The following is a 24,195-nucleotide window of genomic DNA, read 5'->3' as shown; positions in this document are numbered from 1 at the left end:
AATTGAATGCCATTTCCTGTAAAGTCTTCAATGTAGAGTCCTCTTCTCTCATGTGGTTTTGTTTGGCAATTTAACTATACCAGAGCTGAGGCTCTTTTTGTGCACTTAAAAGGTGAAAATGCAAAATACCCATCAAACGCGTGAAACATGTGTTTGATGGGTATTTTGTGTATTTTTATGAATAAATCAGGTAAGAGAATATTTTTTTAATAATTTTATTGACTGAACGTCGTTCAATAGTAATACGTAATGTAAGGAGGGCACTATGAGAATAACAAAGCGTCCAGATGAACGTAAAAGAGAACTACTTGATTTAGCGTTTAATCTTTTTAAAGAAAAAGGATTTTCTAAGGTATCTGTTAGAGAAATAATTGATAAAACAAATAGTTCAAAGTCCCCGGGGTTGTTTTACTATTACTTCAAATCAAAACAAGATATTTATGATGCAGTCATTGATAATGTGGTAGACACGGAGATGAACAAGCGGAAGGATATCATTGCATCATTTACATCTAAGAACGATATAGAAGAAATTCTTGATAAGTTAGTTGATTCCGCAAAAGAAAGTGCAGTAATATTTCATCAATTTGAAAATAGGAGCGGAGATTCACAGCTAATCAATGATGTTTCTCAAAAGTTAGTAAAGCAAGAATTTTATCTAATTAGTAAATTAATTAACGATTATGTTGGAAGAAAGAAGAAAGATAAGACCGATAGCAAGTTGGATGAGTATTATGCTAGCTTCATTGTTTATGGATCGAATGGGGTTCTACTTAATGCTGATGGAGATTTCGAGAATGAAACAGAATTTATTAAAATGTGTTTAAAAAAACTGATTCAGGACAGTTAGCAGAAAATAACAACTTAATTGAGAAAAAAGATAACTCAGGGCCAGAAGCATTAGGTCCAATACAAATCATGGGCGAAAGGAGCAGTGATACACTCAAAAACTAATCGGTAAGAAACTATATTTTTGCGTCGGGGTTGACAGTAATCGCTTCTATAAATTCTTTATGATCATCCCGTGGAATAGAGATTTTAAACAAAAGATCTGTCCAAAATCTTTGTAGGGCTGTATAGTCGACTTCATAATTTTTACCATCCCATTTAATTATATTATGAACAGACTTCCTATTAAACGGTTTTGCTTCTGCAATATATGCAGTGTATGCCATCAAAAATATCGGACACAGTTCCAATATCCGTAATTTCATTTCTCGCATGCTTATTTTATGTCCATCTCCAAAATAATCTAACATTTGATGAACGATATCGTCATCTAAAAACCAATTTAATCCTCATTCTTTTAAATCTATTTTCTTAAAACGACTAAAATTAAAGACCCGGATTTAAAATTGAACTGCAACACTGAGCCAAGTATACAAATAGGCCATAGAGACCTACGCTTGATAGTGACCAAACAAATCAAGAAAGGACTTCTCTATGACCCAGATCAAGCATACTACTCAACGACATTACCAACAACTTCAACCCGAGGAACGCGGTGAAATTCAAGTGCTCTACGAGCAGGGGAAATCTGCCCATGCGATCGCTAATCATCTACATTGGACAGTTAGTACAATCATCCGTGAGTTAAAGCGTGGTACGGTTTTGCAGCGTAATGTGGACTATCAGTACTATACCCGTTACTTTGCTGATAGTGGTCAAATAAGCTATCAAAATCATCGCCTTCATTGCCATTCAAAAGGGCTTCTCAAACGCTGCTGGTTCAAGCCCTACGAGAGCGTCCTAGAATCCAAAGCGTCGATAGCTTTGTTCACTACTTCTCGCAGATTCATCCAACCTCCCCTGAGCCATCAACACCGACCGTTTATCGCTATATTGATCGTGGGTTGTTACCAATCAAAAATGCCGACCTGCCTGAAAAGCTTCGTCGACGAATCAAACGTCCAGGAAAGCATCACGAACGGTTGAATAAGAAGCGCTTAGGCGCTTCAATTGAGAAGCGTCCAACTAGCGTTCTGAAACGCGAACATTTTGGTGACTGGGAAGGCGACCTGGCTAAGGGTCGACGAGTGTCTAGCGAACCAGCTATCCTGACGTTAACCGAACGTTACTCACGATATGAAATCATGATCAAGTTGCCTAACTACCACGCGCAGACCTGCTATCAAGCTCTCCAAGAGACCATTCGTCTTTATGGATCGGCGGCTTTTAACAGTATTACATTCGACAATGGTGCCGAGTTTGCCAAACTTAATCAGGTAAAAGGCACTCAAATCTACTACGCTCATCCTTATTCCCCTTGGGAAAGAGGAACCAATGAAAACCACAATGGGCTTATCCGTGAGTACATTCCCAAAGGCAAATCACTTCACCACTACGAAGTAGTGTCTCCTAAATGTTGCACTTGATTTGACAATTTGGGCTAAAATTAAAGATATACATTCCTCTAACGTATTATCTCCTCAATATGATATATATGCCGCCGACGAAGCCCACATCACTTATGATACGGACTCCCCTCATTAATCATAAACGCCCGATAAATCTGCTCCGTCAGCACCAACCGCATCAACTGGTGAGGCAACGTAAATTTACCAAATGAAATTTGGGTATCCGCGCGATCGAGAACTTCCTTTGACAGACCAAGTGAACCACCAATCACAAACGTAATATCTGAATGACCATAGGTGGTTAAGTCCGCGATCTCCTTAGCGAAGGCCTCAGAAGATCGTTCTTTACCCAAGATTGCAAGTGCATATACGTACTCGCGATCTTTTATTTTGGCCAAAATCCGCGAACCTTCTTTATCCATCACATCATCCATTTCCGCTTGGCTCAGAGATTCAGGAGCCTTTTCATCGGGAACCTCAACGATCTGAAACTTGCAGAAACGCGATAACCGTTTGGCGTATTCAGCAATTCCCTGTTTAAAATAGGTTTCCTTTAATTTTCCAACGACAACTAACTTGATATTCACGATCACATTTCCTCCAAAATTAATTTGTCTGTGTACAAAAGTGGGCTTATAAACAAGTTGTCCACAAAGTTATCCACAGGTTTATGCACATAACTATTATTTTTGGAACCCGCATTTTTTTCAGAATTGTCAAGAGCCAAATTACTTATCCACAAAACTGTGGAAAACATCTGTTCGCAATCTACTGATTCAAACCTTATTATACCAGTAATCCAGCGACCAAACAAAAACCGATTTTATCCCCAATAAAGTTATCCACAATTTCTGTGGATAACTTTGTCATTTCGGGGGATAACTTCTTAATGTTTATATATCAATAATTCAACCAAGCTTGTGGATTATCCACAAAGTTATCCACAGGTAAAATGTGGATAGATCTCCCTTCTTTAATTTGTTCGTTAATTATTTACACGGAATTTACATAGTAGTTCGGCTTTTACCCATCATGTAGGGGCAAGATTCGTCGATGCTCCTTAGACCGTTCGGAAACGGGTTATCAGTTAAAATTCAAATGGCAAAAATGTTCATTTTCCTCATTTTTGACGTCACTAAAAATCATTTCCACCATCCCTTACGTATTTACTTAATAGAGGTGATTAAAATGGTTATTAAAATTCAATCTGTTAATCATATGAACGCATTTCTGCTTCCCGATAGTATCCGGCCGCAAGCGGCACACTACAATGTTTTTCAAGCAGACGATGGGGTCATCCTGTTCATTCCTGTCAAAAACGTTTCTGAATAAATTCGGCTGAGAGGTGAACCTTGTAACCAAACACAGCAGCCATTCCAAGATTTGGAATGGCTGCTGTGTTTGGATTCTGGGCTTCGCTAATGATTATCCCGCCTTATTTACTTGCTTCACTCAATACCTTGTTAGTTGCTTTTTGATTCAACGTAATCGTGCCAGTCTTCTTATCGCCTTTGTGGTAGTAAGTAACCGAAATCTTGTCGCCGATCTTGTGTTTATACAAAATATCTCTCAACTGACTCTGTTCAGTAATGTTCTGACCGTCAAGGTTGGTAATAACATCGTATTTGGCTAATCCTGCACGTTTAGCAGGTGAATTAGCGTTCACTTGAAGAATGACCGCTCCTTGGGTAACACTCTTAGGAAGCTTCAATATGGAGCGTTGTTGCTCTTCAGAAACATTGGAAAGGTCAGTATAACCAATTCCCAGTGCCGGTCGAACCACTTGACCGTTCTTAATTAGTTGATTGATGATTGTCACAACTTCATTACTAGGAATTGCAAAACCCATTCCTTCAACGCTGGTTCCCTGTTGATCAGAAGCCAACTTCATTGAGTTGATGCCAACCACTTGACCAGCTAAATTGATGAGGGGACCACCTGAATTACCAGGATTAATTGCCGCGTCGGTTTGAATAACCGTTGCGTTACCAATTTGTTGACCACTCTCTGAAGTTTGCGGAACTTCTCGCTTCTTAGCAGAGATAATTCCTTGGGTCACCGAGGTTGCGTATTGAGAACCAAGTGGCGATCCAATTGCGAGAACCGGTTCGGCAACCTTGATGTTATCTGAATTACCAAACGTTGCCACTTTATTGACCTTGTCGGAGTTAATCTTAATAACTGCCAAATCAGTGACAGCATCCTTCCCGACAACTTTAGCGGAAACCTTAGAACCATCACTTAAAATGATCTCGAGGGCATTGGCACCGGAAACCACGTGGTTGTTAGTCACAATGTAAGCACTATTGCCACTCTTCTTGTAAATGACCCCAGAACCTTCACTGGATGCTTCCAACTCGCCGCTCTTCTTACTCTTACTAGAAGAAGTATCACCACCAAGAATGCCAGCCAGCGTATTGTCGCTTTGGCTTTCACGTTGTAAGTTGATGACAGAGACAACGGTACTCTTAGTTGAATTAAATGCCTGTTCGGCTTGGGTACTGAGGTTCACTTTCATGTTACTGATATTGGTGTTGCCATTCTTATTACTACCAGAAATTAATTCTGTTCCAGTACTACTGCTATTGTTATCAAAGTACGAAATACCACCATAAGTAATCCCGCCGCCCAAAGCGCCGGCAATTACAGCAGTTGCAATTAATTTTCCAAAACCATTTTTTTGTGCCAATTAGTGTTCCCCCTTCTCTTTCTCTATTACATTCTAATAATACCTTATTTTTTTGAAAAAAGTGTGTTGTAAACTTTATAAATCTCTAAAGGAAATCTAAACAATCATTAAAGGCGAAGCTTCTTCTGGCTCCGTATCATATAACTTGAAGTCTTTGCCAACTCCCATATCGTGATCGGCCAAGATCGAAGCAACCGTCAAATGACAGAGTGATTTCATGTTATTGTGCTGGCTGCGATGACCCAAGAAGACCTTCTTAGTCCGATGCCCAATGACGTCCAACATAGTATTGGCCCCATCTTCATTTGACAAATGGCCCTGATCACCTAAGATTCGTTGCTTCAATGGCCAAGAATATTCGCCGTTTTCCAGCATTTCAATATCATGATTACATTCCAGTAAATAGCCATCGGCGTCCTTGATGACACCTTCCATCCGATCAGAAACGTAACCAGTGTCAGTTAAGACGACAAAGGATTTATTGTGATGATGAAACACGTAAAATTGTGGTTCGGCAGCATCGTGTGACACCGAGAAACTTTCGACATCCAGATCGCCAAAATCTTCAACGGTATCAGGCGGAAAAATGTTCTTCTGCTCATCAGAAACTTTGCCAATTCGAGAACTCATAGCATCCCAAGTTCCCTGATTTGCGTACACACTCATGTGATATCGACGGGCCAAAACGCCAACGCTTTGACGGTGATCTGAATGCTCATGGGTCACAAACAACGAATCAACATCGTTGAGATCCCGACCAATCGATTTCATCAAATTCGCAATTTTTTTACCACTCAACCCAGCATCCAGCAAAATCTTGTGCTGCGGGGTTTCGATATAGGTCACATTACCAGTACTGCCACTGGCAAGCACACTAATCTTCATATCATCATTATCCATTGTTATTCTTCCCAACATTAATTATTCAGATGAAACTTGACTATTTTTCAGGTTCTCATTAGTTTCCTTAATGATCCCACCAGTAAATGCGTTAATCCGTTTGATTTGAACCTGAGTGGAATTTTGCGGCTTAATCGCAATGATCCAAGTTGGAATAAACACCCGGTCATCATCGATCGATAATAGTTTTGTGTAACCTAACTCTGTCCAGGCAACTTTGGTGTTGTTTGGTATCTCATTATACTGATATAGCCAAATTAATGCACGGGTTTCTGATATAGTTTCCGATTTTTCACGCAAACTCTTAATATCCTGGAGATAGGTTTGACTGTAACTCACAATTTGGTGATTTGAATTCAACGCAAACCTAATTTGGGCTTCCGAGGAGTACATGAGTCCCCCCATGGCCTTCTGTGAATAGACGATGGTTCGCGAGGTTGAAAGTTGTTTGTTATACGTATATTCATCACCAAATAGGATAAAGGTGGGATCAGACATCATCCGGTTAATCGTCTTTTGCGGGGCATCTGCACTGACCGTGACGGGTTCTTTAAATTCACTCTCCAACTCGTGACCAATGTAGTGGGGAGTCTGATTGACCAGCTGGCCCATTTGATCTCGAAGTAAATCATCTTGGGTTCCGGAAAGGTAGTAGGCAAAGCCCTTTTTATTGGACAAATCATCTACCTTAATTTGATCATTTCGCATTTCTTTAACAATCTTTGCGTTTGAATCGCCCTGCGAAACGTTTTCCGCCTGCAGATCGGTGTTCTTTTGAAACATGCCAAACAAGAAGATATCGATCGCAATAAAGGTGACTAAAAAAATGATTTCAATCCGCCGAAAGTTCATTTAACTCCCCCTCCTTCCCTAATAGTGATTAATCATTGACGTATAGGATTGCCACTTACCGTTATAAAAGATGTACCAATCCGGTGTTAAATTGACCAGCAATGGTGAGTTCTTATCCTTTTGCCAACCGTAACCAATTTGAATTTTCTTAATGTCTTTCACTTTATAACCGCTATTGACCAATCGTTTGATCAATGTAGCTGTTGCTGGTAACGTCGAGTAACCCTTTTTACTTGGAATCGGCACTTCCGGATTATCAAGTGAAAAGTTCATTCGCTGGGCACTGGAATTGATTGTTCGAGTCGAAATCGTGCCAAAGCCATTTGCCCGAAAAATCGGGAATCCTTCGACAAACGTGCGGTACATCACGGTCCGACTGCCACTATCGTAATCAAAGAACCGCACGTTATCCAATGGCAATCCCAGATCGGATAACTTGTTATAAGAGTTATTCAAGACAGAAGTCATATTCTGGCGATTTTTATTGGGCCGATAATCAGAAAATCTCCCCATCCGGGTTTTCGAGTTAAACATCAATTCCATCGAATTCTGATCACCATAGATGACCCCATTCTTGTGGCGTTTGGCATTAATATTTTGAGAATCATCGTTACTCAGCAAGCGACTGACGTAGTAATCTTCTGACTGACGATCCACCAGATACTCGTAGGGTTCCATTTGAACCGAGGTGTTCACGTAAACCAACGGCTTTTTATTGAACAACTTAAAGGTTGCTGGAATTGTTCGCATACTCAATTTCAGGACATTATTCAATGATTTCAAGCTGTGTTTCTTTACTTTAACCTGATACACTTTGAAATCTTGATCGTTCAGCAAATAAATCTTCGTCGAATCAGTCGTCGGCAGCACAATTCTCGTTACCGTATGATTCGGAAATTTCTTGAAGCGATTGTTCACATTATTGTTTAAAATTTTCATCGATACCGGCGTTGGATAGCTCAACATAATGGAATTTGGCTGGTTGGCAATTTTGAAATATTCAGTTTGCGAACCACTACTGGTTTCTTTAATGCTGGGGTCTTGGTAGTCGCGCATCGTCTTTTTAACTTCGGCGATCAAATTGACCAACCGGTTAACCATGATCTTTTGGCTGCCCTCACGGTTGGTATAAACCGCCTGAGTGGGCGTATAGACATAGTGCTTTGGCTTAATCATCGATTCAGTTTGCGAGTTTTGATTGGTATTTTGTTTGCTGCGGTAGTTAGCTGGATTCGTCCAAAGAACCATCGAAAGAGTAAGACTGACAATAACCGCAATGGTTAAAGCAATTGGTATCAAGTATTTACTAAACTTCATCCCATAAGTCCTCCTCTTTTATTGGTTCATATGGCAGGGCAATATAAAATGTGGAGCCTTTTCCTTCGACACTTTCAACCCAAAGCTGACCTTTAAGTGCCTCAACCACTTCTTTAGAAATTGCAAGGCCAAGGCCACTGCCACCTTGTTGACGAGAACGGGCCTTATCAACTCGGTAGAACCGATCAAAGATGTGAGGGATATCTTTACGCGGAATCCCCAGACCTTGATCACTGATGCTTAAAATGACCTTATTGCGGGTCTCATAGAGCCGACAGGTAATCACACCACCATCTGGCGAGTATTTGATCGCATTATTCATTAAGTTATCGAGAACTTGGGTAAATCGGTCGGTATCCAAATCTACCCAAAGATCGCGGTTCGTGAACTTTCGTTTAATCGTATAGGTTTTTTCCGGATGATCATCCTTTTTGAGGATCATGTCAAAGCGGTTCAAGACATAGTTGAAAAGTTCGTTGATATTGACGAGTTCGACTTCTATCTTCTGGGTACCCGAATCCATTCGTGACAAGGTGAGTAAATCATTGATCATCCGAATCATCCGGTCGGTTTCATCTTGGGTCACTTTAAGAAATTTGGGTGCCAGCTTGGGATCCTTCCAAGCACCATCGGACAAAGCTTCAATGTAGGACCGCACACTGGTTAACGGCGTTCGCAGTTCATGAGAAACGTTGGAAACAAATTGCTTGCGGTCCTGATCGATTCGTTGCTGCTCGGTGATATCCCGGAGAACACAAACCAAACCACTGATAAACCCAGATTCCCGCTGAATCAGTGAGAAATGGGCGTGAAGGATTAAGCTGTGGTCGTCACTAGAGAAGTCAAGAATCAGTTCATCTGGTTTTTCCAGTAAATCCCGCAGACTATAATCTTTGCGAATATCCAGCACATCAAGAATTGATTGACCCATGGCTTGATTTTCATCACGATTCAAAAAGCTGGCCGCCGTTTCGTTGATAATGATGACATTACCTCGGCGGTCGGTCGCTAAAACGCCATCGGTCATGTTCGCCAACACTGAATCCAGTCGCCGGCGTTCAGATTCCGTTGATTCATGGGACTCTTCGACCCTGACTGACAAGTTATTAACAGCACTTGCCAATTGGCCCAACTCATCATTTCCATACACATGAACTTGACCAGAGTAATCGCCACGGGCAATCCGAATCGTTTGCTTCTTCATTTCTTCAATCGGCCGGGTAATCGCCCGCGAAATAACGATTGAGATGAGTAACCCCAAGATAATCGCGATCGATGCGGCAAACAAGAAGATCACCGTAATATTGTTAATATTCTGATAGACTGTATCCAAGTTTGCCTTGGTATAAACGACCCCAACGATAGTGCTGTTATTTCCAGAACTCTTAATCAACGGCGAAATAAGCGTATAGTATCGCGTATCCGTTGTTGAGTCATAAGTATTCTTTTCGATGGTCGTTCGGCCATAGATCGCATTTTTGACGTTATCATCGGTGGTTTTTTGACCGACAACCGCTTGGTTATTGACTTGATTGGTTCCCCGAATGGTCCCCTTTGTATCAATAACCTGAATTTGCGCGTTATTCGGACTATCTGTATCATTTAGAATTGTCCGAATTCGCCGATTAGCAGCCGTTTCGTTGGTCCGTGATAATTGCGTAGTTAATGAATTGGTTACGTATGTCTGAAGCTGGATTTGATTTTTAAACGTTGATAGGTTTTGATGTTCCAACTGTCTCACAAAAACGGCCCCAACAATTTCAAGGGTGACCAGTAATACCAGTGCGAAAACCAGCGCGATCTTAAATTTGATTGATTGATAAAACTTGATTCGATTATTCACAACCAGCTAATACCCCTTATGTTTGAATTCATTAAATCTAGGCTTGGTCACTTTCTGGATTTCTGAGGTAATAACCAACCCCACGGCGGGTTACTAACCAGGTTGGATGACTTGGGCTGTCTTCAACTTTTTCGCGGAGTCTTCGAACGGTTACATCCACGGTTCTGACATCACCAAAATAATCGTAGCCCCAAACGGTTTGGAGTAAATGTTCACGAGTCATTACTTGGCCAATGTGTTGAGCTAAATAGTGCAATAGTTCAAATTCCCGGTGGGTTAATTCAATATTTTCACCCCGTTTAGAAACGGAATAAGCCTCTGGATGAATGACCAAGTCACCAATCTTAATGTCTTGGTTATCATCAGCTTCATTAGCGTTGTTGTTACTAGTTCCCTGACGGCGCAAGTTGGCCTTTACCCGGGCAACCAGTTCACGGTTAGAGAATGGCTTGGTAACGTAATCGTCGGCACCTAATTCAAGGCCCAACACTTTATCCAACTCTGAATCTTTGGCCGTCACCATGATGATAGGGGTGTCCTTGGTCTTACGAACTTCTCGGGCAACTTCCAAGCCATCGACTTTTGGCAGCATTAAGTCCAAGATGATCAAGTCTGGATCAACGTCCTTCACTTGTTGCAACGCTTCTTCACCGTCGTAAGCTACGGAAACTTCATAGCCTTCTTTAGTTAAATTAAATTTCTCAATATCAACGATTGGTTTTTCATCGTCAACTACTAGAATTTTCTTTGCCATTAACAATTTCTCCTAACATGGATTTGGTATTGTTATTTTTCTTTTTCATTTAATTGCACACGCCAACATGTTGCCATTATAACACAGCTCATTTGTCGCGTAATAAATCCGAATAATGTCCGCATCCGCCCTCAAATCGTTTAATAGCAAGTGGACAAAATTTGGAAAAAGTCCAAAAGAATTCACAACTGGAATTACTTTTAGAAAAGCTGTTGCAAAATAAAATTTCATATGCTATTATATTTAAGTCGGTTAGTAATGGGCAGTTAGCTCAGTTGGTAGAGCAACGGACTCTTAATCCGTGGGTCCAGGGTTCGAGCCCCTGACTGCCCACTTATTACATACTACTAAATAACGATCATGCAGCTGCTTGCAGCCATGGTTGTTATTTTTTTGCCCAAAATTCCTGACAACTCCTTTCATATGGAAAAATTGCCTTTATTTGCAAATGAGGTTGAGACATTAGTCGGCAGATTATTTATAATGCAGCTTAGTTTTCCATTCTTATATTGATAAAACTTGCGCCAAACGGTTGGTCCTCGCCATTTAAGCCAAAAAAGTAATGCATTCCAAAGTCAGAATGCATTACTTTTTTCACTTAAATTCTGGGATCAAATCGCCTTTCGTCCCAATCTCAACATACAAAAAATTATTGCTGTGCATACGATATCGACGAAAACTTATTATATGACTTCACAAATAACAGTTTCACGGTTCCTCGAGGACCTGAACGGTTCTTTTCAATGATAACTTCAACTTCACCAACATCGTTTTCGTCATCCTCGCCACTTGAACCACTGGACTGGTCGTCGTCATCCTCGTCCTCATCCTCATCCCGGTAGTAATCGTCACGATACAGGAAGGCAACGATATCGGCATCCTGCTCAATCGAACCGGATTCACGGATATCTGACAACACTGGCCGTTTGTCTTGACGTTGTTCAACTCCCCGAGAAAGTTGTGACAATGCAATCACCGGGACATGTAATTCCTTAGCCAGCTTTTTAAGTTGTCGAGAAATTCCGGAAACTTCTTGTTGCCGGTTTTCGGCGTTGCTGCCTTCAATCAACTGGAGATAATCGACAACCACTAAGCCAAGGTTGCCAGACTCTTTAGCTAATCGGCGGCATTTTGCCCGAATTTCCGACATTTTAATTCCGGCAGTATCATCGATAAAAATATTTGCCCGGGATAAACTCCCCATCGCAACCACTAAATTTTGCCATTCGTCTTCAGTCAATTGACCAGTTCGTAAATGGTTGGCGTTGATGCTCCCCTCAGCACATAACATCCGGTTAACCAACGATTCCGCACTCATTTCCAGACTAAAAATGGCAACCGTTTTGTCGGTCTTAGTACCAACGTTTTGAGCCAGGTTAAGTGCAAAGGCCGTTTTTCCGACAGCCGGCCGAGCTGCTAAAATAATTAACTCGTCTTCATGAAGACCGGTCGTAATTTTATCCAATTCAGGATAACCGGTGGAAACACCAGTAACCGTATCACCAGCTTGCGACAACCGATCAATTTCGTTAAAGGCGCTGTTTAAAACATCTTTAATCGCTTTAAAACCAGACTGATTCCGATTTTCAGCAACGTTCATAATGTCGCGTTCGGCATCATCCAACACCGTTGTGATATCGTCATCGGTGCTGTAACTATTGGTGACAATGTTGGTGGCCGTTTGGATCAAGCGCCGGAGCAGCGACTTATCCTTCACAATTTTGGCATAGTAAGTAATATTGGCCGCGGTTGGAACAGATCCAGCCAAATCAGCGATATACTCCATCCCACCAACATCATCTAAATTATTCTGTTCTGTCAGTAAATTGGTTATCGTCACCACATCGACAGCCTGATCACGATCGTTCAATTCAACCATGTCTTTGAAAATAATCTGGTGAGCCCGCTTATAAAAATCATCGGGTTCCAAATATTCCATAGCTTCAATGAGCGCATCTGTGCTCAAGAAAATCGATCCTAAAACTGCCTTTTCGGCATCGATATTCTGTGGTGGCAACTCATTTACAAAATCATTGCTCATTTAAATTCCTCAAATTTATTCCTAGTAACTAAAATAATCGTATAGATATTCTATCTCATTTTGCCATTTGTCGCAAAAGAGACTGGCCAAAACTTGAAGTTCTGGTTCCAGTCTCTAATGGTGATTTTGATTTTATGACCACTAATATTTTTGGTGATCTAAATACTGTATTTGGTGGCGCGTTACGCTCTGTATCACCCGTTGCTGATCGCTCACTGGTTTTAGGACAGCTCCTCAAAGCAGAGATCTACATGTAAGCACCACTGAGAAAAATTCCAGAATCGGGAATTTCCCTCAGCGGCGACTTACACTCCGATCTCTACTAACCGCTTTGTTCCGCTCACTGTACCTTAGGACAGCTCCTCCAGGCAGCAACCTGCACGTAAGCACCTTTGGCAAAAATCCCAGAATCGGGGATTTCTGCCAAAGGCAACTTATGCTCCGGTTGCTAACCGGCCTGGATCCGCTCACTCTCTTTAGGACAGCTCCTCAAAGCAATAACCTGCACATAAGCACCTAAATCAAAAATCCCCAAAACCGGGATTTCTGATTTAGGCAACTTATGCTCCGGTTATTAACCGCTTTGCTACGCTCACTTTTCTAGGACAGCTCCTCAAAGCAGGAATCTGCACATAAGCACCCCAAGCAAAAATCCAGAACCAGGATTTCTGCTTGGGGAGACTTATGCTCCGATTCCTAACCGCTTTGCTACGCTCACTTTTCTGAAACGTGAACTCTGATTCGTGCTTCGACTTCTGGCCGCAGCTTAACGTGAACGTTGGTATAGCCCGCTACTCTAATTGGATCGGCGAGTTCAATCTTTCGTTTGTCTAACTTGATACCAAATTGCTTATCCAATGCAGAGGCGATTTGCTTACTTGGAATCGAACCGAACAGTCGCCCATCAGTTCCGGCTTTGGCTGATAATTCAACTACTGTTTTGTCGTCTTCCAATTGAGCCTTTACCTGTTTGGCCTCTTCAAGTTCTTCAGCTTCTCGCTTCTCTTCAGCTCGCAGTTTCCCTTTGAGTTGACTCATGGCAGCCCGAGAAGCTCGTTTTGCTTTGCCGTTTTTAATTAAAAAGTTTTGAGCATAGCCGTCAGGAACTTCTTTTACCTCGCCACGCTTACCCTTACCACGGACGTCTTCTAGAAAAATTACTTTCATAATCGATCACTCCTACTATCCTCAAAATTAAATACCTTTATTCATTATCATCGATATACTTGATGGATTCAAGCAATAATTGTTTAACATCCGCAATTGATTTGCCTTCAATCTGAGTGGCACCACTAGATAAGTGACCGCCGCCACCCATTCTTTCCATAATAATTTGAACGTTGATTGAACCCGTACTTCGCGCTGAAACCCCGACTTGGCCGTCTGAGCGTTTAGTGATAATAAACGATGCATCAACCCCAGACATGGTCAAGAGCGAGTCACAGGCCTGGGCAGCCGTAACCGGATCGTAAACCCGGTCTTCTTCACCAACAATCATCGCCATATCTTTGTGGAAGAATTCCACCATCGAAATCAGATGGTTTCGCTGCAGGTAATTATCAATATTTTCCTTCATTAACTGCTGCATTTCAGTTGAATCAGCTCCAGCAGACCGCAGGTAACTGGCCGCATCAAACGTCCGGGTACCGGTTCGCATTGAGAAGGACTGCGTATCAATGAAAATCCCAGTTAACATGGCCGTTGCTTCAATTCGGTTAATCGGTTCTTCTTCATGAGGCTGATATTCAAACATTTCAGTAATCAGCTCACAAGTCGATGACGCATACGGTTCAATATAGACCAACATTGGGTTTTCTGGAAATTCTTCGCCCCGTCGATGGTGATCAATGATGATGACCCGTTCTGCCATCTTTTGATAGAGCTCTTCAGAAATACTGATGGATGGCTTTGAATGATCGACCATGATCAGCAGACTGCTATCAGTGGCCTTCTCCATTGCTTCTGATGGCGTAATAATTGAATCACTAATTTCTGGATACTTCTTAGCCGCTTCGAGCAATCGCTGGATATCAGAATGGACCTTCTCTTTATCGAGAACGATCCAGCATTTCTTATTGTTCATTTGGGCAATTCGCCGAATCCCCAAACAAGCACCAAGTGCATCCATATCTGGACGGGTATGTCCCTGAACAAAGACTTGGTCAGAAGCATTCATCAACTCATTTAAGGCTTGTGAAATCATTCGGGCCCGAACCCGAGTCCGTTTCTCCATTGGATTAGTTTTACCACCATAGAATCGGGCAGTGCCATCCAGTGACTTCACAACAACCTGGTCACCACCACGACCCAAAGCCAAATCAAGGTTACTCTGCGCTTGATCAGCCAAACTATTCAAGTCGTCCTCGCCGTATGCAATTCCGATACTCAAGGTCAGCGGGAAGTTTTGCTTTGAAGTCGTTTCCCGGACAACATCCAGAATATTAAATTTATCGTTCTCAATTGCCGTTAACGACTTCGCATAGGCCAACAGGAAGAAATGATCATCATCAATTTGCTTTAAATACATCCCATATTTTTGTGACCAGGTTGCCAACTCGTTAGTGACATAGTTGCTCAAATTAGAAATTTCCTGGTCAGTCATTGATTGGGTAATTTCATCATAGTTATCCAAGAAAATTTGGCCAACCGAAATCTGTTCAGATTCGTAGCGTTCCTGAATATTGGCATACTTAGTAATATCCATCAGATACATGGAATTGTATTCCTTCTGGATCAACATGGTAAATTTGTGGTCACGCCAGGTAACCGTATGAAATTCATTCGATTCCTCGTATTTCATGATCAACTGTTGTAAATCGTGATCAATGTCGTCGATTTTCTTACCCAGAACGTTGTCATCCTTAAAGTAGTTCATGAGATAAGGATTTGCCCATTCCACCAAACCATCGCCGTTAGTCACCATGACACCAATCGGCATCTCCAGCAAGGCTTCTTGTTCACCACGATGAATCCGATATGATAAATCAGTAATGTACCTATTAGTGTCAGAACTGATTTCATTCATCATCACAATCGTATAGATCAACCCAGCGACACTAATCACGATCAAAACGGCTGCTACGATCAGGTTGTACAAGGATGAGATGACAATCCCATAGATAACAAGCAGCGCAATAAAAAACATGATTCGTCGTAAGCGTCGATTATGAACAAACGGTGGCAATTCACCGTTATTATTTGAAAACCAATTTTTCATTTTATGTCCTCTTACTCAATATGGTTAATGCTCTTATTCTAACATAAAAAGAAAGTGCGCGGAACGTAACGGGTTGGTGCGATTATCTAAGGAGTTCCTAATTAAAATCCTGGGTTTGGATTTTGGTTAGGAATTTCTTAGATAGTTAGCGCCAGTTATGTGTAGCGGTCCTATGAAAGTGCGCGGAACGTAACGGGTTTGACGCGCTAATCATCACTTCCAGCTTTGACTCAAAAAATCCAGGAACCGTGATGCATTCCTGGATCATTATCAGTTGATTATCTCATATGATTACTGCTCCGCACTTGGAACCAATTTTCGTTGATGCAGGTAAGTAACCCCACCAAAGACAATGGTCCAAACAATTGCGCCAACAGCACCGAATATGTCTTCTGGAATTAAGAAGAGGGTGAAGAACACAACCACGAAGAAAGCAATGGTCAATGGACTCATGATCTTGTAAGCAGGCATGAGGAAGCCATCAGGCAAGAAGTCACTGGAAGCTCGATACTTTCTGTGGGCAACCATGGCCAGGGTATAAACGATCAAATACATATCACTGGAAACCCCAGTTACGATCGTAAATACTGAACTCAAAACACTCGTCAAACTCATCAATGGCGTAACCAGAACCAGTGCTGCGGAGAAGATGATGGCGGCAGCGGGAACCCCATTACCAGAAATTTTAGCAAACGTTTTATGCATCCAGCTGTCTTCAGGTACTTCAGTCGCTAACTGATAAAAATGACGGCCAGCCGAGAAGATACAACTATTGAGCGCCGAGGCAGCTGATGTTAGAACCACGAAGTTAATTAACGCCGCCGCTGCAGGGAATCCGGCTAATTTAAATACTTGAACAAATGGACTGGCATCGGGAGTAATGGAAGTCCATGGGATGATCCCCATGATGACGATTAAAGCACCAATGTAGAAAATCAGAATTCGTAATAAAGTTTCATTAACGGCTTTTTTGATAACCGAATGAGGTGATTTTGCTTCACCAATCGTGATACTAACGAATTCAATTCCTTGAAAGGCGAAGAAGACCATCGGGAACGCATCAATAAAGCTGTAAATACCATGAGGAAACAGGGTAAAGTGGTTGAAAACATTCGATAAACTGGCATTCCCTAATGGGGTGATTGACCCACGAGCCATCATGAAAATTCCAGTGAAAATCATGGCTAAGATGGCAACAATCTTAATCATCGCGAACCAAAATTCAGCTTCACCAAACAGGCGGGCAGCGATCAGGTTAACCCCAGCCAGAATTCCGAGGAAGGCTAACTCAATCAACCAGGCTGGCAGATGCGGAAACCAATATTGGACATACGTCGCAGTGGCAGTCAATTCAGCCATACAAACAAATACGAGGCCAATCCAATAAGTCCAGCCAGTGAAATGACCAACTGTCGGTCCCAAGTATCGTGAAATGAATGATACGAACGTATGCTGGGATGGATCGGAGTAAAACATCTCACCAATTCCTCTCATCATAAAGAAGAAAAACAGGCCTAAAACAACATACACCAACATAACTGAAGGTCCGGTCTTGCTAATGGTACTCCCGGATCCTAAGAACAATCCAGTTCCGATCGTGCCACCAATAGCAATCATTTGAACATGACGATTGCTAAGCGCTCGCATCGTTCCATCTTGGTTCTCGGTGATTTTTGATTTCATAAGCATCCTCCTAAAAATAAGAGCAACATAAGATAGAGATTAAAATATTTCTAATGAATGAACTGATAATATCATATTTTTGGGGATTCGTGTTAGGTTTAATCACATTTTAGGCTACTAAGTTATATTATTAGGCAATTTGGCAAAATTATTGCAGATAATTAGGATATAATGTCATGATTTCTTACATTATTTATTGAATTAAACGGATGATCATCATTAAATTTTAAGAATTAGGCACTTAAGACCTATTTTTACAACCAAACTAGAAAAAAGATCGTGCATTCCAAAAACTGAAGTGAACCCCTGATTGGAGAAATCAAATTCAAGGGGTTCACTTCAACTAGAATGCACGATCTTTTTCACTTAAATTTTGAGATCAGGTTGCTTTATCTCAATCTTTCCTCCCGACTTTTTAATTAAAGGCCTGAGCGATTTCAGTATAGTATGGCTTGCTGCCAACCATATATAGACTTGCTGCCGAACCATCATCGTTAGCACCATAATTAGTCATCCAATATGGCGTGTGGAGATTCCGAACGGCGAGTCGATACTTGTAATCCCCTGATTTTTTAACCTGCTTTTGGTTAGTTCCATCAACCTTCTTATTGGTGTACAGATAAACTGTGGCACCTTTTTTCACCGTCTTGTTAATCTTGGCATAAGCTTGCGGTCGCATATCAAAGTTAGTTCGGTTCGTCCCGGTCATTATCGAAGACCCTCCGGAAGTTTTTTGCTGGTGGCGCCATTTATAAGTCTGATGATTGCTTGGGTAATACTCCAAATAACCATCAGAAGTGATCTTAACAGCATTACTCTGGTAATCTGGGTTGTTAATCTGCTTTAACGCTGCTAAACCACCCGACAAAAGCATCCCATTACCAAATGGCAGCGCATAAGCTGGCCGTTTAATTCGAATAATTCGCGAAGGGGTATACGCAATCTTAAAGCTTAATCTACCTTGACCATTAATTAGCCCATAGTAACGTGAACTCATTGTTTTTCTTTGCAAATAATAACTTAAGCCAGCTGGACCAGGATAAATATGCTTCTTGTCAACATAACCAAATTTGCCGGCAATAATCGTTCCTTTCGGTATTGTCATCGTTTTTTTAACTTGTTTTCCAGATGTGTCCTTGATCGTATAAGTAACCGTTGCTTCCGCCTTTTTGGTTAGCCGATAATAGTCATTTGTGAACGTCCCAGGATCTTTTGGATCAATGGAACTCGATTTTACCCGAAATGGAGATGATGGCAAATAATTAGCTGATACCGTTTTAGCTGAATTGATGATCGTTACCCCAACTAATAGGGTCGAAAAGATTATTGATACAATTGAAATTATTTTTTTCATTTGAACTGTCCCTCCGAGAGTGAATTATATCATGAGTCGGTCGTTTTAAAAAAATAATTCTTGCAATTTATCTCATCAAGTTTTATACTCACTCTAATAATTAAAGTCGAATTACATGAAGTAGTTCCTTATCTGGGTGTCAGGAAGTTGGCGGTTGCTGCGAGCCAATCAGGGTGAGGCTGACGAAATACCGTAATATCACGACAATGGTCAATAACTAGAATCCATTATCTTCTAGTGAGCGGTGTATTTTTTTGAATACACAAGTTGGGTGGTACCACGGTTAAAATCGTCCCTATTGCATTTATATGTGATAGGGACGATTTTTTTGTTTACTTAGGACAGCTGTGTAAGTTTCTAATCGCTTTACTCCACTCACTTTAAAGAAAGGAAATGAGCCTATGGAAAGATCGACAAATGGGGGACTCGTTCGATATTGATAAACCAATTGTTACGACAAAACTTGTCCTTTGGATAATGACAAAAAGAAAAATTTATGTTCGCATTATTTAGCCAAAGCCAAGGACGGCTAAGCAAAGCAGAAAGCTGCACCTAAGCCATTCCAGCCAAAAGCCGAAACCCGTGGCTTTCGGCTGGAGTACCTTAGGCTTCGCTTTCTAACCGCTTTACTCCGCCCACTAATTATAAAAGAGGTTATCAATATGAAAAATAGCAAAATCAGTTTAAGAGAAGCAGCCATTGTTTTAATCGTTGCATTAGCAATTATGGGAACAGGCGTTATCGGCCTGCATTTGTCACCTCAAGTCCCCGTCCTACTCGCAATCACCGTGGTCATTTTTTGGGCCAAACTAACTGGTTTTAACTGGAATGAAATTAATGCTGGCATCAAAGACGGCATCGACAAGGGGATCATTCCCATCGTTATTTTCATCCTGATTGGGGCAATGATTAGTACCTGGATCGCTGCCGGAACCATCCCAACATTGATGGTGATCGGTTTTAAAGCCATTAGTGCTCAGTGGTTCCTACCCACCGTTTTCCTCGTTTGTTCATTGGTTGGTGCCGCCGTTGGTAGTTGTTTCACGGTTGTATCAACTGTTGGAATTGCCTTCTTTGGAATTGGCGTTACCATGAATTTCAATCCAGCCCTAGTTGCCGGCGCAATCGTTGCTGGCGGGGTCTTTGGCGATAAATTATCACCACTATCCGAAACCAATAACTTGGCTGCAGCCGTGGTTGACACAGATTTATTTGATCACATGAAAACCATTCTTTGGTCAACATTACCGGCAGCAACCATCTCCACAATTGCTTTTGGTGCCCTTGGAATGGGGCATAATCATGCAGACATGGCCAAAATCAATACAACCGTCGCCGCATTAAGCAATGATTTCCACATCTCAATTATTTCATTTATTCCAATTATCCTCGTGTTCGTCTGTGCCGGCTTCAAAATGGCCGCTATTCCAACCATGTTACTCAACATTTTCATCTCAGCAGGGATGATGTTCATCAACACTCCTGGCTTGAATATCACCAAGGCCAGCAACATCATCACCAACGGCTTCGTCGCTAAGACCTCTAATAGCGAAGTTAACCTTCTATTATCCCGAGGCGGAATCGTCAGTATGATGCCGACGGTTGCCTTGATCGTCTTAACCCTGTCATTAGGTGGCCTACTGGTTCACTTTGGCTTAATTGGCGCCATTATGACCCCATTAGCTTCACATCTTAACAGTCCAGCCAAATTGGTGACAGCGGCATTAGGTGCTTGTATCGGGGTTAACATCTTCGTTGGTGAACAATTCCTTTCAATTATCTTACCAGGACGGGCATTCAAGAAAACCTTCAATAACGGTGGTTTGGCCAGCAGAGCGCTTGGCCGGGTTCTCGAAGATGGCGGAACAGTTCTCAACTACCTGGTTCCATGGGGCGTTGGTGGAGTCTTTATCGCCAACACGCTAGGCGTTCCAACCATTCAGTACCTACCATTCGTCTTCTTCAGTCTCCTCTGCCCAGTATTCTCATTGCTAAGTGGCTTTACTGGAATTGGCCTAAAAAAACAGCAACTGACGATGTAAAAAAAGAGCACAGTGTTATCGCAACTCAAAATTAATTGATCTTAATTTAAAAAGTCAGCTAAGGCAAATTTGATTTTTGCTTTGGCTGACTTTTTTCATTCAGATAATAAGATTGGTTGAGCGGCATTTTGTAGATTAGGACTGCTCCTCCAAGCAGGAATCTGCATGTAAGCACCTGCTTCTTTGGCATCATAGCGCAAATGCGTTCCACAGATCAGTTAGGTTCCAGAAACTCCCGATCTGTTCCACGCTCTCAACAAAAAAAGTCCTCCCTCTCAGGAAGACTTCTTTGTATTACATTAGTCAGCTGCAACGAATGGCATTAAGCCCATGATCCGTGCGCGCTTAATTGCAATTGTTAATGCCCGTTGGTTCTTGGCACTTGTTCCAGTAACTCGACGTGGAAGAATCTTTCCACGTTCTGAAACAAAGCGTTCCAACAAGTTGATATCTTTGTAGTCGATATATTCGATGTGGTTAGCAGCGATAAAATCAACTTTGCGACGACGACGGCCGCCACGTCTTTGATAAGCCATAGTATTTCCTCCTCAAAGTATCTTATTTACCAGTTCATTAGAATGGTAAATCATCGTCGGAAATGTCAATCGAATCCCCAGAATTGGCGAATGGATCCCCAGGGTTGTTAGCACCATTGTTACCATTGTTGCTACTACCTGAATTGTTACTAGAACCATTACCGCCATTATTGTTGGATGAGTTGTTTGAACTATTGTCAAACGGATTGGCATTGCCGTTATTTTGTTGAGGAGCATTACCATTTTGTTGATTACCTGAATCGTTCCGGGCACCCCGGGGTTCAAGTAATGCAAAATTGTCTACTACTACTTCAGTCACATAAACTCGTTGGCCTTGTTGGTTTTCGTAATTTCTGGTCTGAATTCGACCATCAATTCCAACAAGTGAGCCTTTATGGGTGAAGTTAGCAAAATTTTCAGCAGATTTACGCCAGATTACGCAGTTAATGAAATCGGCCTCACGTTCCCCCTGTTGATTAGTAAACGACCGGTCAACGGCCAGTGTAAACGAACCGACAGCGGTTCCGCTTTGCGTGTATCGTAAATCAACATCGCGGGTTAGGCGACCCGTTAGAACTGCACGATTAAGCATGCTGAATTGCTCCTCTCATATTAAAATCAATTATTAGTCGTCACGAACAACGATCATATGACGTAAAATATCGTCATTAATCTTTGAAAGACGATCAAACTCGTTAAGTGGGGTATCTGAATCAGTTGTTAAGTTAATAATGTGGTAAGTACCTTCATTATAACCACCGATTTCGTATGCGAACCGACGCTTTGACCAGTCTTTTGAATCAATAATCTTAGCACCATTGTCAGTTACGATCTTGTCGAATCGTTCGATCAATGCTGATTTAGCTGATTCTTCGATGTCTGGACGAACGATGTAAGTAATTTCGTATTTCTTTTCTTCCATGATTGCACCTCCTTGTGGACTTATGGCCCTCTTCCCGAGAGCAAGGAGAGTTTCTGTTTTTACCCAGATACTCACAATGTAAAACTATACCATGTAACTTAAAAAATATCAATACGCCTAATGTTTGATTTACGATACATTTATTATATACGTAAAACAAACAACGGATTATTTAAATTTTCAATACTGGTCGCAAAAAAGCGCGCAACCAATTTGGTCACCCGCTTTTTTACAATCCAATGTTGTATAAATTGGGGGTTGGAGACGCAGGGGACGTCCCCAGATTGTACTCCACCCATCAATGCTCTCTAATTTTTTTATTCCACTGAGAATTAGAATTGCTTAACGTAATTCCTTAGAGAGCATCAATGGAATGCAGCACACAAATTTTAATACTGAATATCAAGCAGATTAGTCTTCTTGACATCGGCAATGGTTTTAGTTCCAGCCAATTGCATGATAATCTGTAGCTCTTCATTCAAGTGCTCAAAGACCGACTGAACACCTTCAGCACCACCAAGAGCCAAACCATAGACAGCTGGTCGGCCAACACCAACTAAGTCAGCGCCAGATGCCAGTGCCTTGAAGACATCTGAACCACGACGAACACCAGAATCAAAGATCACTGGTACCTTGCCGTTAACGGCCTTAGCAACGCTTTCTAAGACATCGAATGAAGCAGGCCCACCGTTTAATTGACGGCCACCATGATTAGAAACATAGACACCAGCAGCTCCAGCTCCAATTGCATACTCGGCATCTTCAGGGGATTCAATTCCCTTTACAATAACTGGTAAATCAGTATAGTTAGCGATCCGCTCAACATCTTTTGGTCCAATCTTTTGAGCAGCGGCAGCATAAATTTCGGCAATTCCATCGCCCTCGCTGAACTTGGTCAAGTTAGCATTGGAATTGGGAACTGGAAGTTGTTAATAATATCAGCTTCCCGATAACCATCAACTGTTGCGTCAACAGTTAGGATAATGCCTTTAACGCCAGCTTTTTTAGCTTCATCGAGAAGCGACTCATTAAATGTCCAATCTTTACTCATATAAAGTTGGAAAAATTGAGGAGCCCCACCGCCAGCGGCAGCAGTCTCAGCAATCGAAGTTGACGAATAGGTACTTTGAGCCATCAAACCACCAACAGCAGCAAGCCCTCTAGCCGTATCTTTTTCACCTTGTGCGTGAGCCAATCCCTGAGCAGCAATTGGTGGCATCATCAGTGGCGTCTTCAATGAAAGGCCAAATGCATTGGTTGCCAACTCTGGGTTTTCAATGTTGCTTAATGCCTTGGGAACAATTTGTTTGTGGGTAAATGCTTTTCGGTTTGCCCGCAGCGTCCATTCATCTTCGGACCCGCCGACTATGTAACCAAATCCACCGGTAGGAATAATTTGCTTTGCTTGGTCTTCCAGCGAAGGTAAATTTAAAATATCTAATTTTTTTTCGTTTTCATTTTGCTTGTATCCATTCACAACAACCATATCTAAGGCCTCCATAAAATTAGTCTACTAATCTCATCATGGATAGTGTAACACTTACATTTAGTAAGTCAAAGGATTGCATTTTTATTTTAGAGTGCGAAAACAAGCGGTTAGGAATCGGAATATAAGTCGCCTTTGAAGGAAATTCCGGGTTTGGGAATTTTTTTCAAAGGTGTTTATATGCAGATTCCTGCTTGTTGGA

General features: G+C 41.7%; 19 protein-coding genes, 1 tRNA gene and 2 pseudogenes. 6 read left to right on the top strand and 16 right to left on the bottom strand.

The features are described from left to right. The first annotated feature begins 265 nt into the window (after positions 1-265). Positions 266-850, top strand: coding sequence for a TetR/AcrR family transcriptional regulator (locus QUF07_RS08900; protein WP_289427225.1), 585 nt, complete (start codon positions 266-268; stop codon positions 848-850). Positions 851-1,443: 593 nt separating this feature from the next. Further along, positions 1,444-2,345 (top strand): annotated as a pseudogene (locus tag QUF07_RS08890) (IS30 family transposase); the annotation flags it as partial. A gap of 119 nt (positions 2,346-2,464) precedes the next feature. Here the strand turns inward: QUF07_RS08890 and rlmH are convergent. Beyond that, positions 2,465-2,944, bottom strand: a complete 480-nt coding sequence (gene rlmH / locus QUF07_RS08885) for a 23S rRNA (pseudouridine(1915)-N(3))-methyltransferase RlmH (protein ID WP_217162153.1) — start codon at positions 2,942-2,944, stop codon at positions 2,465-2,467. A 601-nt stretch (positions 2,945-3,545) separates the two neighbouring features. Between rlmH and QUF07_RS08880 the strand changes: the two genes are divergently transcribed. After that, complete coding sequence (locus QUF07_RS08880; protein ID WP_217162155.1) at positions 3,546-3,689, top strand: hypothetical protein; 144 nt, start codon at positions 3,546-3,548, stop codon at positions 3,687-3,689. Between the two features lie 103 nt (positions 3,690-3,792). On the opposite strand, the gene QUF07_RS08875 is transcribed toward QUF07_RS08880, so the two are convergent. The 6 genes from QUF07_RS08875 to yycF all read right to left on the bottom strand — a co-directional run bounded on the left by QUF07_RS08875 (position 3,793) and on the right by yycF (position 10,712). Beyond that, on the bottom strand, positions 3,793-5,046 hold the full coding sequence (locus QUF07_RS08875; RefSeq protein WP_289427224.1) for a S1C family serine protease: 1,254 nt from the start codon (positions 5,044-5,046) through the stop codon (positions 3,793-3,795). A gap of 96 nt (positions 5,047-5,142) precedes the next feature. Then, positions 5,143-5,946, bottom strand: coding sequence for an MBL fold metallo-hydrolase (locus QUF07_RS08870; protein ID WP_217162159.1), 804 nt, complete (start codon positions 5,944-5,946; stop codon positions 5,143-5,145). A 21-nt stretch (positions 5,947-5,967) separates the two neighbouring features. Then, on the bottom strand, positions 5,968-6,798 hold the full coding sequence (locus QUF07_RS08865; RefSeq protein ID WP_217162162.1) for a two-component system regulatory protein YycI: 831 nt from the start codon (positions 6,796-6,798) through the stop codon (positions 5,968-5,970). An 18-nt stretch (positions 6,799-6,816) separates the two neighbouring features. Beyond that, positions 6,817-8,115 carry a YycH family regulatory protein gene (locus QUF07_RS08860; RefSeq protein ID WP_289427223.1) on the bottom strand — a complete coding sequence of 433 codons (1,299 nt, stop codon included), beginning with the start codon at positions 8,113-8,115 and terminating at the stop codon, positions 6,817-6,819. Next, a complete protein-coding gene (gene walK, locus QUF07_RS08855; protein WP_289427222.1) occupies positions 8,105-9,958 on the bottom strand; it encodes a cell wall metabolism sensor histidine kinase WalK in 1,854 nt (617 codons plus the stop codon). The genes QUF07_RS08860 and walK overlap by 11 nt, the downstream gene beginning before the upstream one ends. Before the next feature lie 37 nt (positions 9,959-9,995). Then, positions 9,996-10,712: a response regulator YycF gene (gene yycF, locus QUF07_RS08850; RefSeq protein ID WP_217162168.1), complete on the bottom strand. Its 717-nt coding sequence runs from the start codon at positions 10,710-10,712 to the stop codon at positions 9,996-9,998. 260 nt (positions 10,713-10,972) lie between these two features. On the opposite strand from yycF, the gene QUF07_RS08845 reads away from it, so the two are divergent. Further along, positions 10,973-11,045, top strand: a tRNA-Lys gene (locus QUF07_RS08845). Between the two features lie 316 nt (positions 11,046-11,361). On the opposite strand, the gene dnaB is transcribed toward QUF07_RS08845, so the two are convergent. Continuing rightward, a complete protein-coding gene (gene dnaB / locus QUF07_RS08840) occupies positions 11,362-12,753 on the bottom strand; it encodes a replicative DNA helicase (RefSeq protein ID WP_217162170.1) in 1,392 nt (463 codons plus the stop codon). Between the two features lie 134 nt (positions 12,754-12,887). Here dnaB and QUF07_RS08835 point away from each other — a divergent pair, with 134 nt between their 5' ends. Beyond that, the gene (locus QUF07_RS08835; protein ID WP_289427221.1) at positions 12,888-13,010 is read left to right on the top strand and encodes a hypothetical protein; all 123 of its coding nucleotides are present in this window, start codon (positions 12,888-12,890) and stop codon (positions 13,008-13,010) included. Between the two features lie 457 nt (positions 13,011-13,467). Here the strand turns inward: QUF07_RS08835 and rplI are convergent, their stop codons facing one another. The 4 genes from rplI to QUF07_RS08815 form a co-directional block, all read right to left on the bottom strand. Continuing rightward, positions 13,468-13,920 (bottom strand): 50S ribosomal protein L9, encoded by a 453-nt coding sequence (gene rplI, locus QUF07_RS08830; protein WP_056982122.1) that lies wholly within the window; start codon positions 13,918-13,920, stop codon positions 13,468-13,470. Positions 13,921-13,957: 37 nt separating this feature from the next. After that, the gene (locus QUF07_RS08825; RefSeq protein WP_217162171.1) at positions 13,958-15,970 is read right to left on the bottom strand and encodes a DHH family phosphoesterase; all 2,013 of its coding nucleotides are present in this window, start codon (positions 15,968-15,970) and stop codon (positions 13,958-13,960) included. A 291-nt stretch (positions 15,971-16,261) separates the two neighbouring features. Next, positions 16,262-17,653 (bottom strand): amino acid permease, encoded by a 1,392-nt coding sequence (locus tag QUF07_RS08820; RefSeq protein WP_289427220.1) that lies wholly within the window; start codon positions 17,651-17,653, stop codon positions 16,262-16,264. A 415-nt stretch (positions 17,654-18,068) separates the two neighbouring features. Next, positions 18,069-19,007, bottom strand: coding sequence for a hypothetical protein (locus QUF07_RS08815; protein WP_217162175.1), 939 nt, complete (start codon positions 19,005-19,007; stop codon positions 18,069-18,071). A 662-nt stretch (positions 19,008-19,669) separates the two neighbouring features. Between QUF07_RS08815 and nhaC the strand changes: the two genes are divergently transcribed. After that, on the top strand, positions 19,670-21,049 hold the full coding sequence (nhaC, locus tag QUF07_RS08810; RefSeq protein ID WP_289427218.1) for a Na+/H+ antiporter NhaC: 1,380 nt from the start codon (positions 19,670-19,672) through the stop codon (positions 21,047-21,049). A gap of 299 nt (positions 21,050-21,348) precedes the next feature. Here the strand turns inward: nhaC and rpsR are convergent, their stop codons facing one another. From rpsR to QUF07_RS08790, 4 genes and pseudogenes are all read right to left on the bottom strand, one after another. After that, positions 21,349-21,585 carry a 30S ribosomal protein S18 gene (gene rpsR / locus QUF07_RS08805; protein WP_008857189.1) on the bottom strand — a complete coding sequence of 79 codons (237 nt, stop codon included), beginning with the start codon at positions 21,583-21,585 and terminating at the stop codon, positions 21,349-21,351. Between the two features lie 37 nt (positions 21,586-21,622). After that, positions 21,623-22,177: a single-stranded DNA-binding protein gene (gene ssb / locus QUF07_RS08800; RefSeq protein WP_054749109.1), complete on the bottom strand. Its 555-nt coding sequence runs from the start codon at positions 22,175-22,177 to the stop codon at positions 21,623-21,625. A 33-nt stretch (positions 22,178-22,210) separates the two neighbouring features. Then, complete coding sequence (gene rpsF, locus QUF07_RS08795; protein ID WP_217162179.1) at positions 22,211-22,507, bottom strand: 30S ribosomal protein S6; 297 nt, start codon at positions 22,505-22,507, stop codon at positions 22,211-22,213. Between the two features lie 389 nt (positions 22,508-22,896). Then, positions 22,897-23,993, bottom strand: a pseudogene (locus QUF07_RS08790) (lactate oxidase). Between the last annotated feature and the right edge of the window lie 202 nt (positions 23,994-24,195).

This window comes from Lentilactobacillus sp. TOM.63 (assembly GCF_030361045.1).
GTDB classification, from domain to species: Bacteria; Bacillota; Bacilli; order Lactobacillales; family Lactobacillaceae; genus Lentilactobacillus; species Lentilactobacillus dabitei.
This window is presented reverse-complemented; position numbering and strand designations above follow the sequence as displayed.

Excerpts from the sequence above, each read along its gene's own strand:
- QUF07_RS08900 (WP_289427225.1), top strand. The coding sequence starts at position 266 with ATGAGAATAACAAAGCGTCCAGATGAACGTAAAAGAGAACTACTTGAT.
- QUF07_RS08880 (WP_217162155.1), top strand. The coding sequence starts at position 3,546 with ATGGTTATTAAAATTCAATCTGTTAATCATATGAACGCATTTCTGCTT.
- QUF07_RS08870 (WP_217162159.1), bottom strand. The coding sequence starts at position 5,946 with ATGGATAATGATGATATGAAGATTAGTGTGCTTGCCAGTGGCAGTACT.
- QUF07_RS08865 (WP_217162162.1), bottom strand. The coding sequence starts at position 6,798 with ATGAACTTTCGGCGGATTGAAATCATTTTTTTAGTCACCTTTATTGCG.
- QUF07_RS08860 (WP_289427223.1), bottom strand. The coding sequence starts at position 8,115 with ATGAAGTTTAGTAAATACTTGATACCAATTGCTTTAACCATTGCGGTT.
- yycF (WP_217162168.1), bottom strand. The coding sequence starts at position 10,712 with ATGGCAAAGAAAATTCTAGTAGTTGACGATGAAAAACCAATCGTTGAT.
- dnaB (WP_217162170.1), bottom strand. The coding sequence starts at position 12,753 with ATGAGCAATGATTTTGTAAATGAGTTGCCACCACAGAATATCGATGCC.
- QUF07_RS08835 (WP_289427221.1), top strand. The coding sequence starts at position 12,888 with ATGACCACTAATATTTTTGGTGATCTAAATACTGTATTTGGTGGCGCG.
- rplI (WP_056982122.1), bottom strand. The coding sequence starts at position 13,920 with ATGAAAGTAATTTTTCTAGAAGACGTCCGTGGTAAGGGTAAGCGTGGC.
- QUF07_RS08825 (WP_217162171.1), bottom strand. The coding sequence starts at position 15,970 with ATGAAAAATTGGTTTTCAAATAATAACGGTGAATTGCCACCGTTTGTT.
- QUF07_RS08820 (WP_289427220.1), bottom strand. The coding sequence starts at position 17,653 with ATGAAATCAAAAATCACCGAGAACCAAGATGGAACGATGCGAGCGCTT.
- QUF07_RS08815 (WP_217162175.1), bottom strand. The coding sequence starts at position 19,007 with ATGAAAAAAATAATTTCAATTGTATCAATAATCTTTTCGACCCTATTA.
- nhaC (WP_289427218.1), top strand. The coding sequence starts at position 19,670 with ATGAAAAATAGCAAAATCAGTTTAAGAGAAGCAGCCATTGTTTTAATC.
- rpsR (WP_008857189.1), bottom strand. The coding sequence starts at position 21,585 with ATGGCTTATCAAAGACGTGGCGGCCGTCGTCGTCGCAAAGTTGATTTT.
- ssb (WP_054749109.1), bottom strand. The coding sequence starts at position 22,177 with ATGCTTAATCGTGCAGTTCTAACGGGTCGCCTAACCCGCGATGTTGAT.
- rpsF (WP_217162179.1), bottom strand. The coding sequence starts at position 22,507 with ATGGAAGAAAAGAAATACGAAATTACTTACATCGTTCGTCCAGACATC.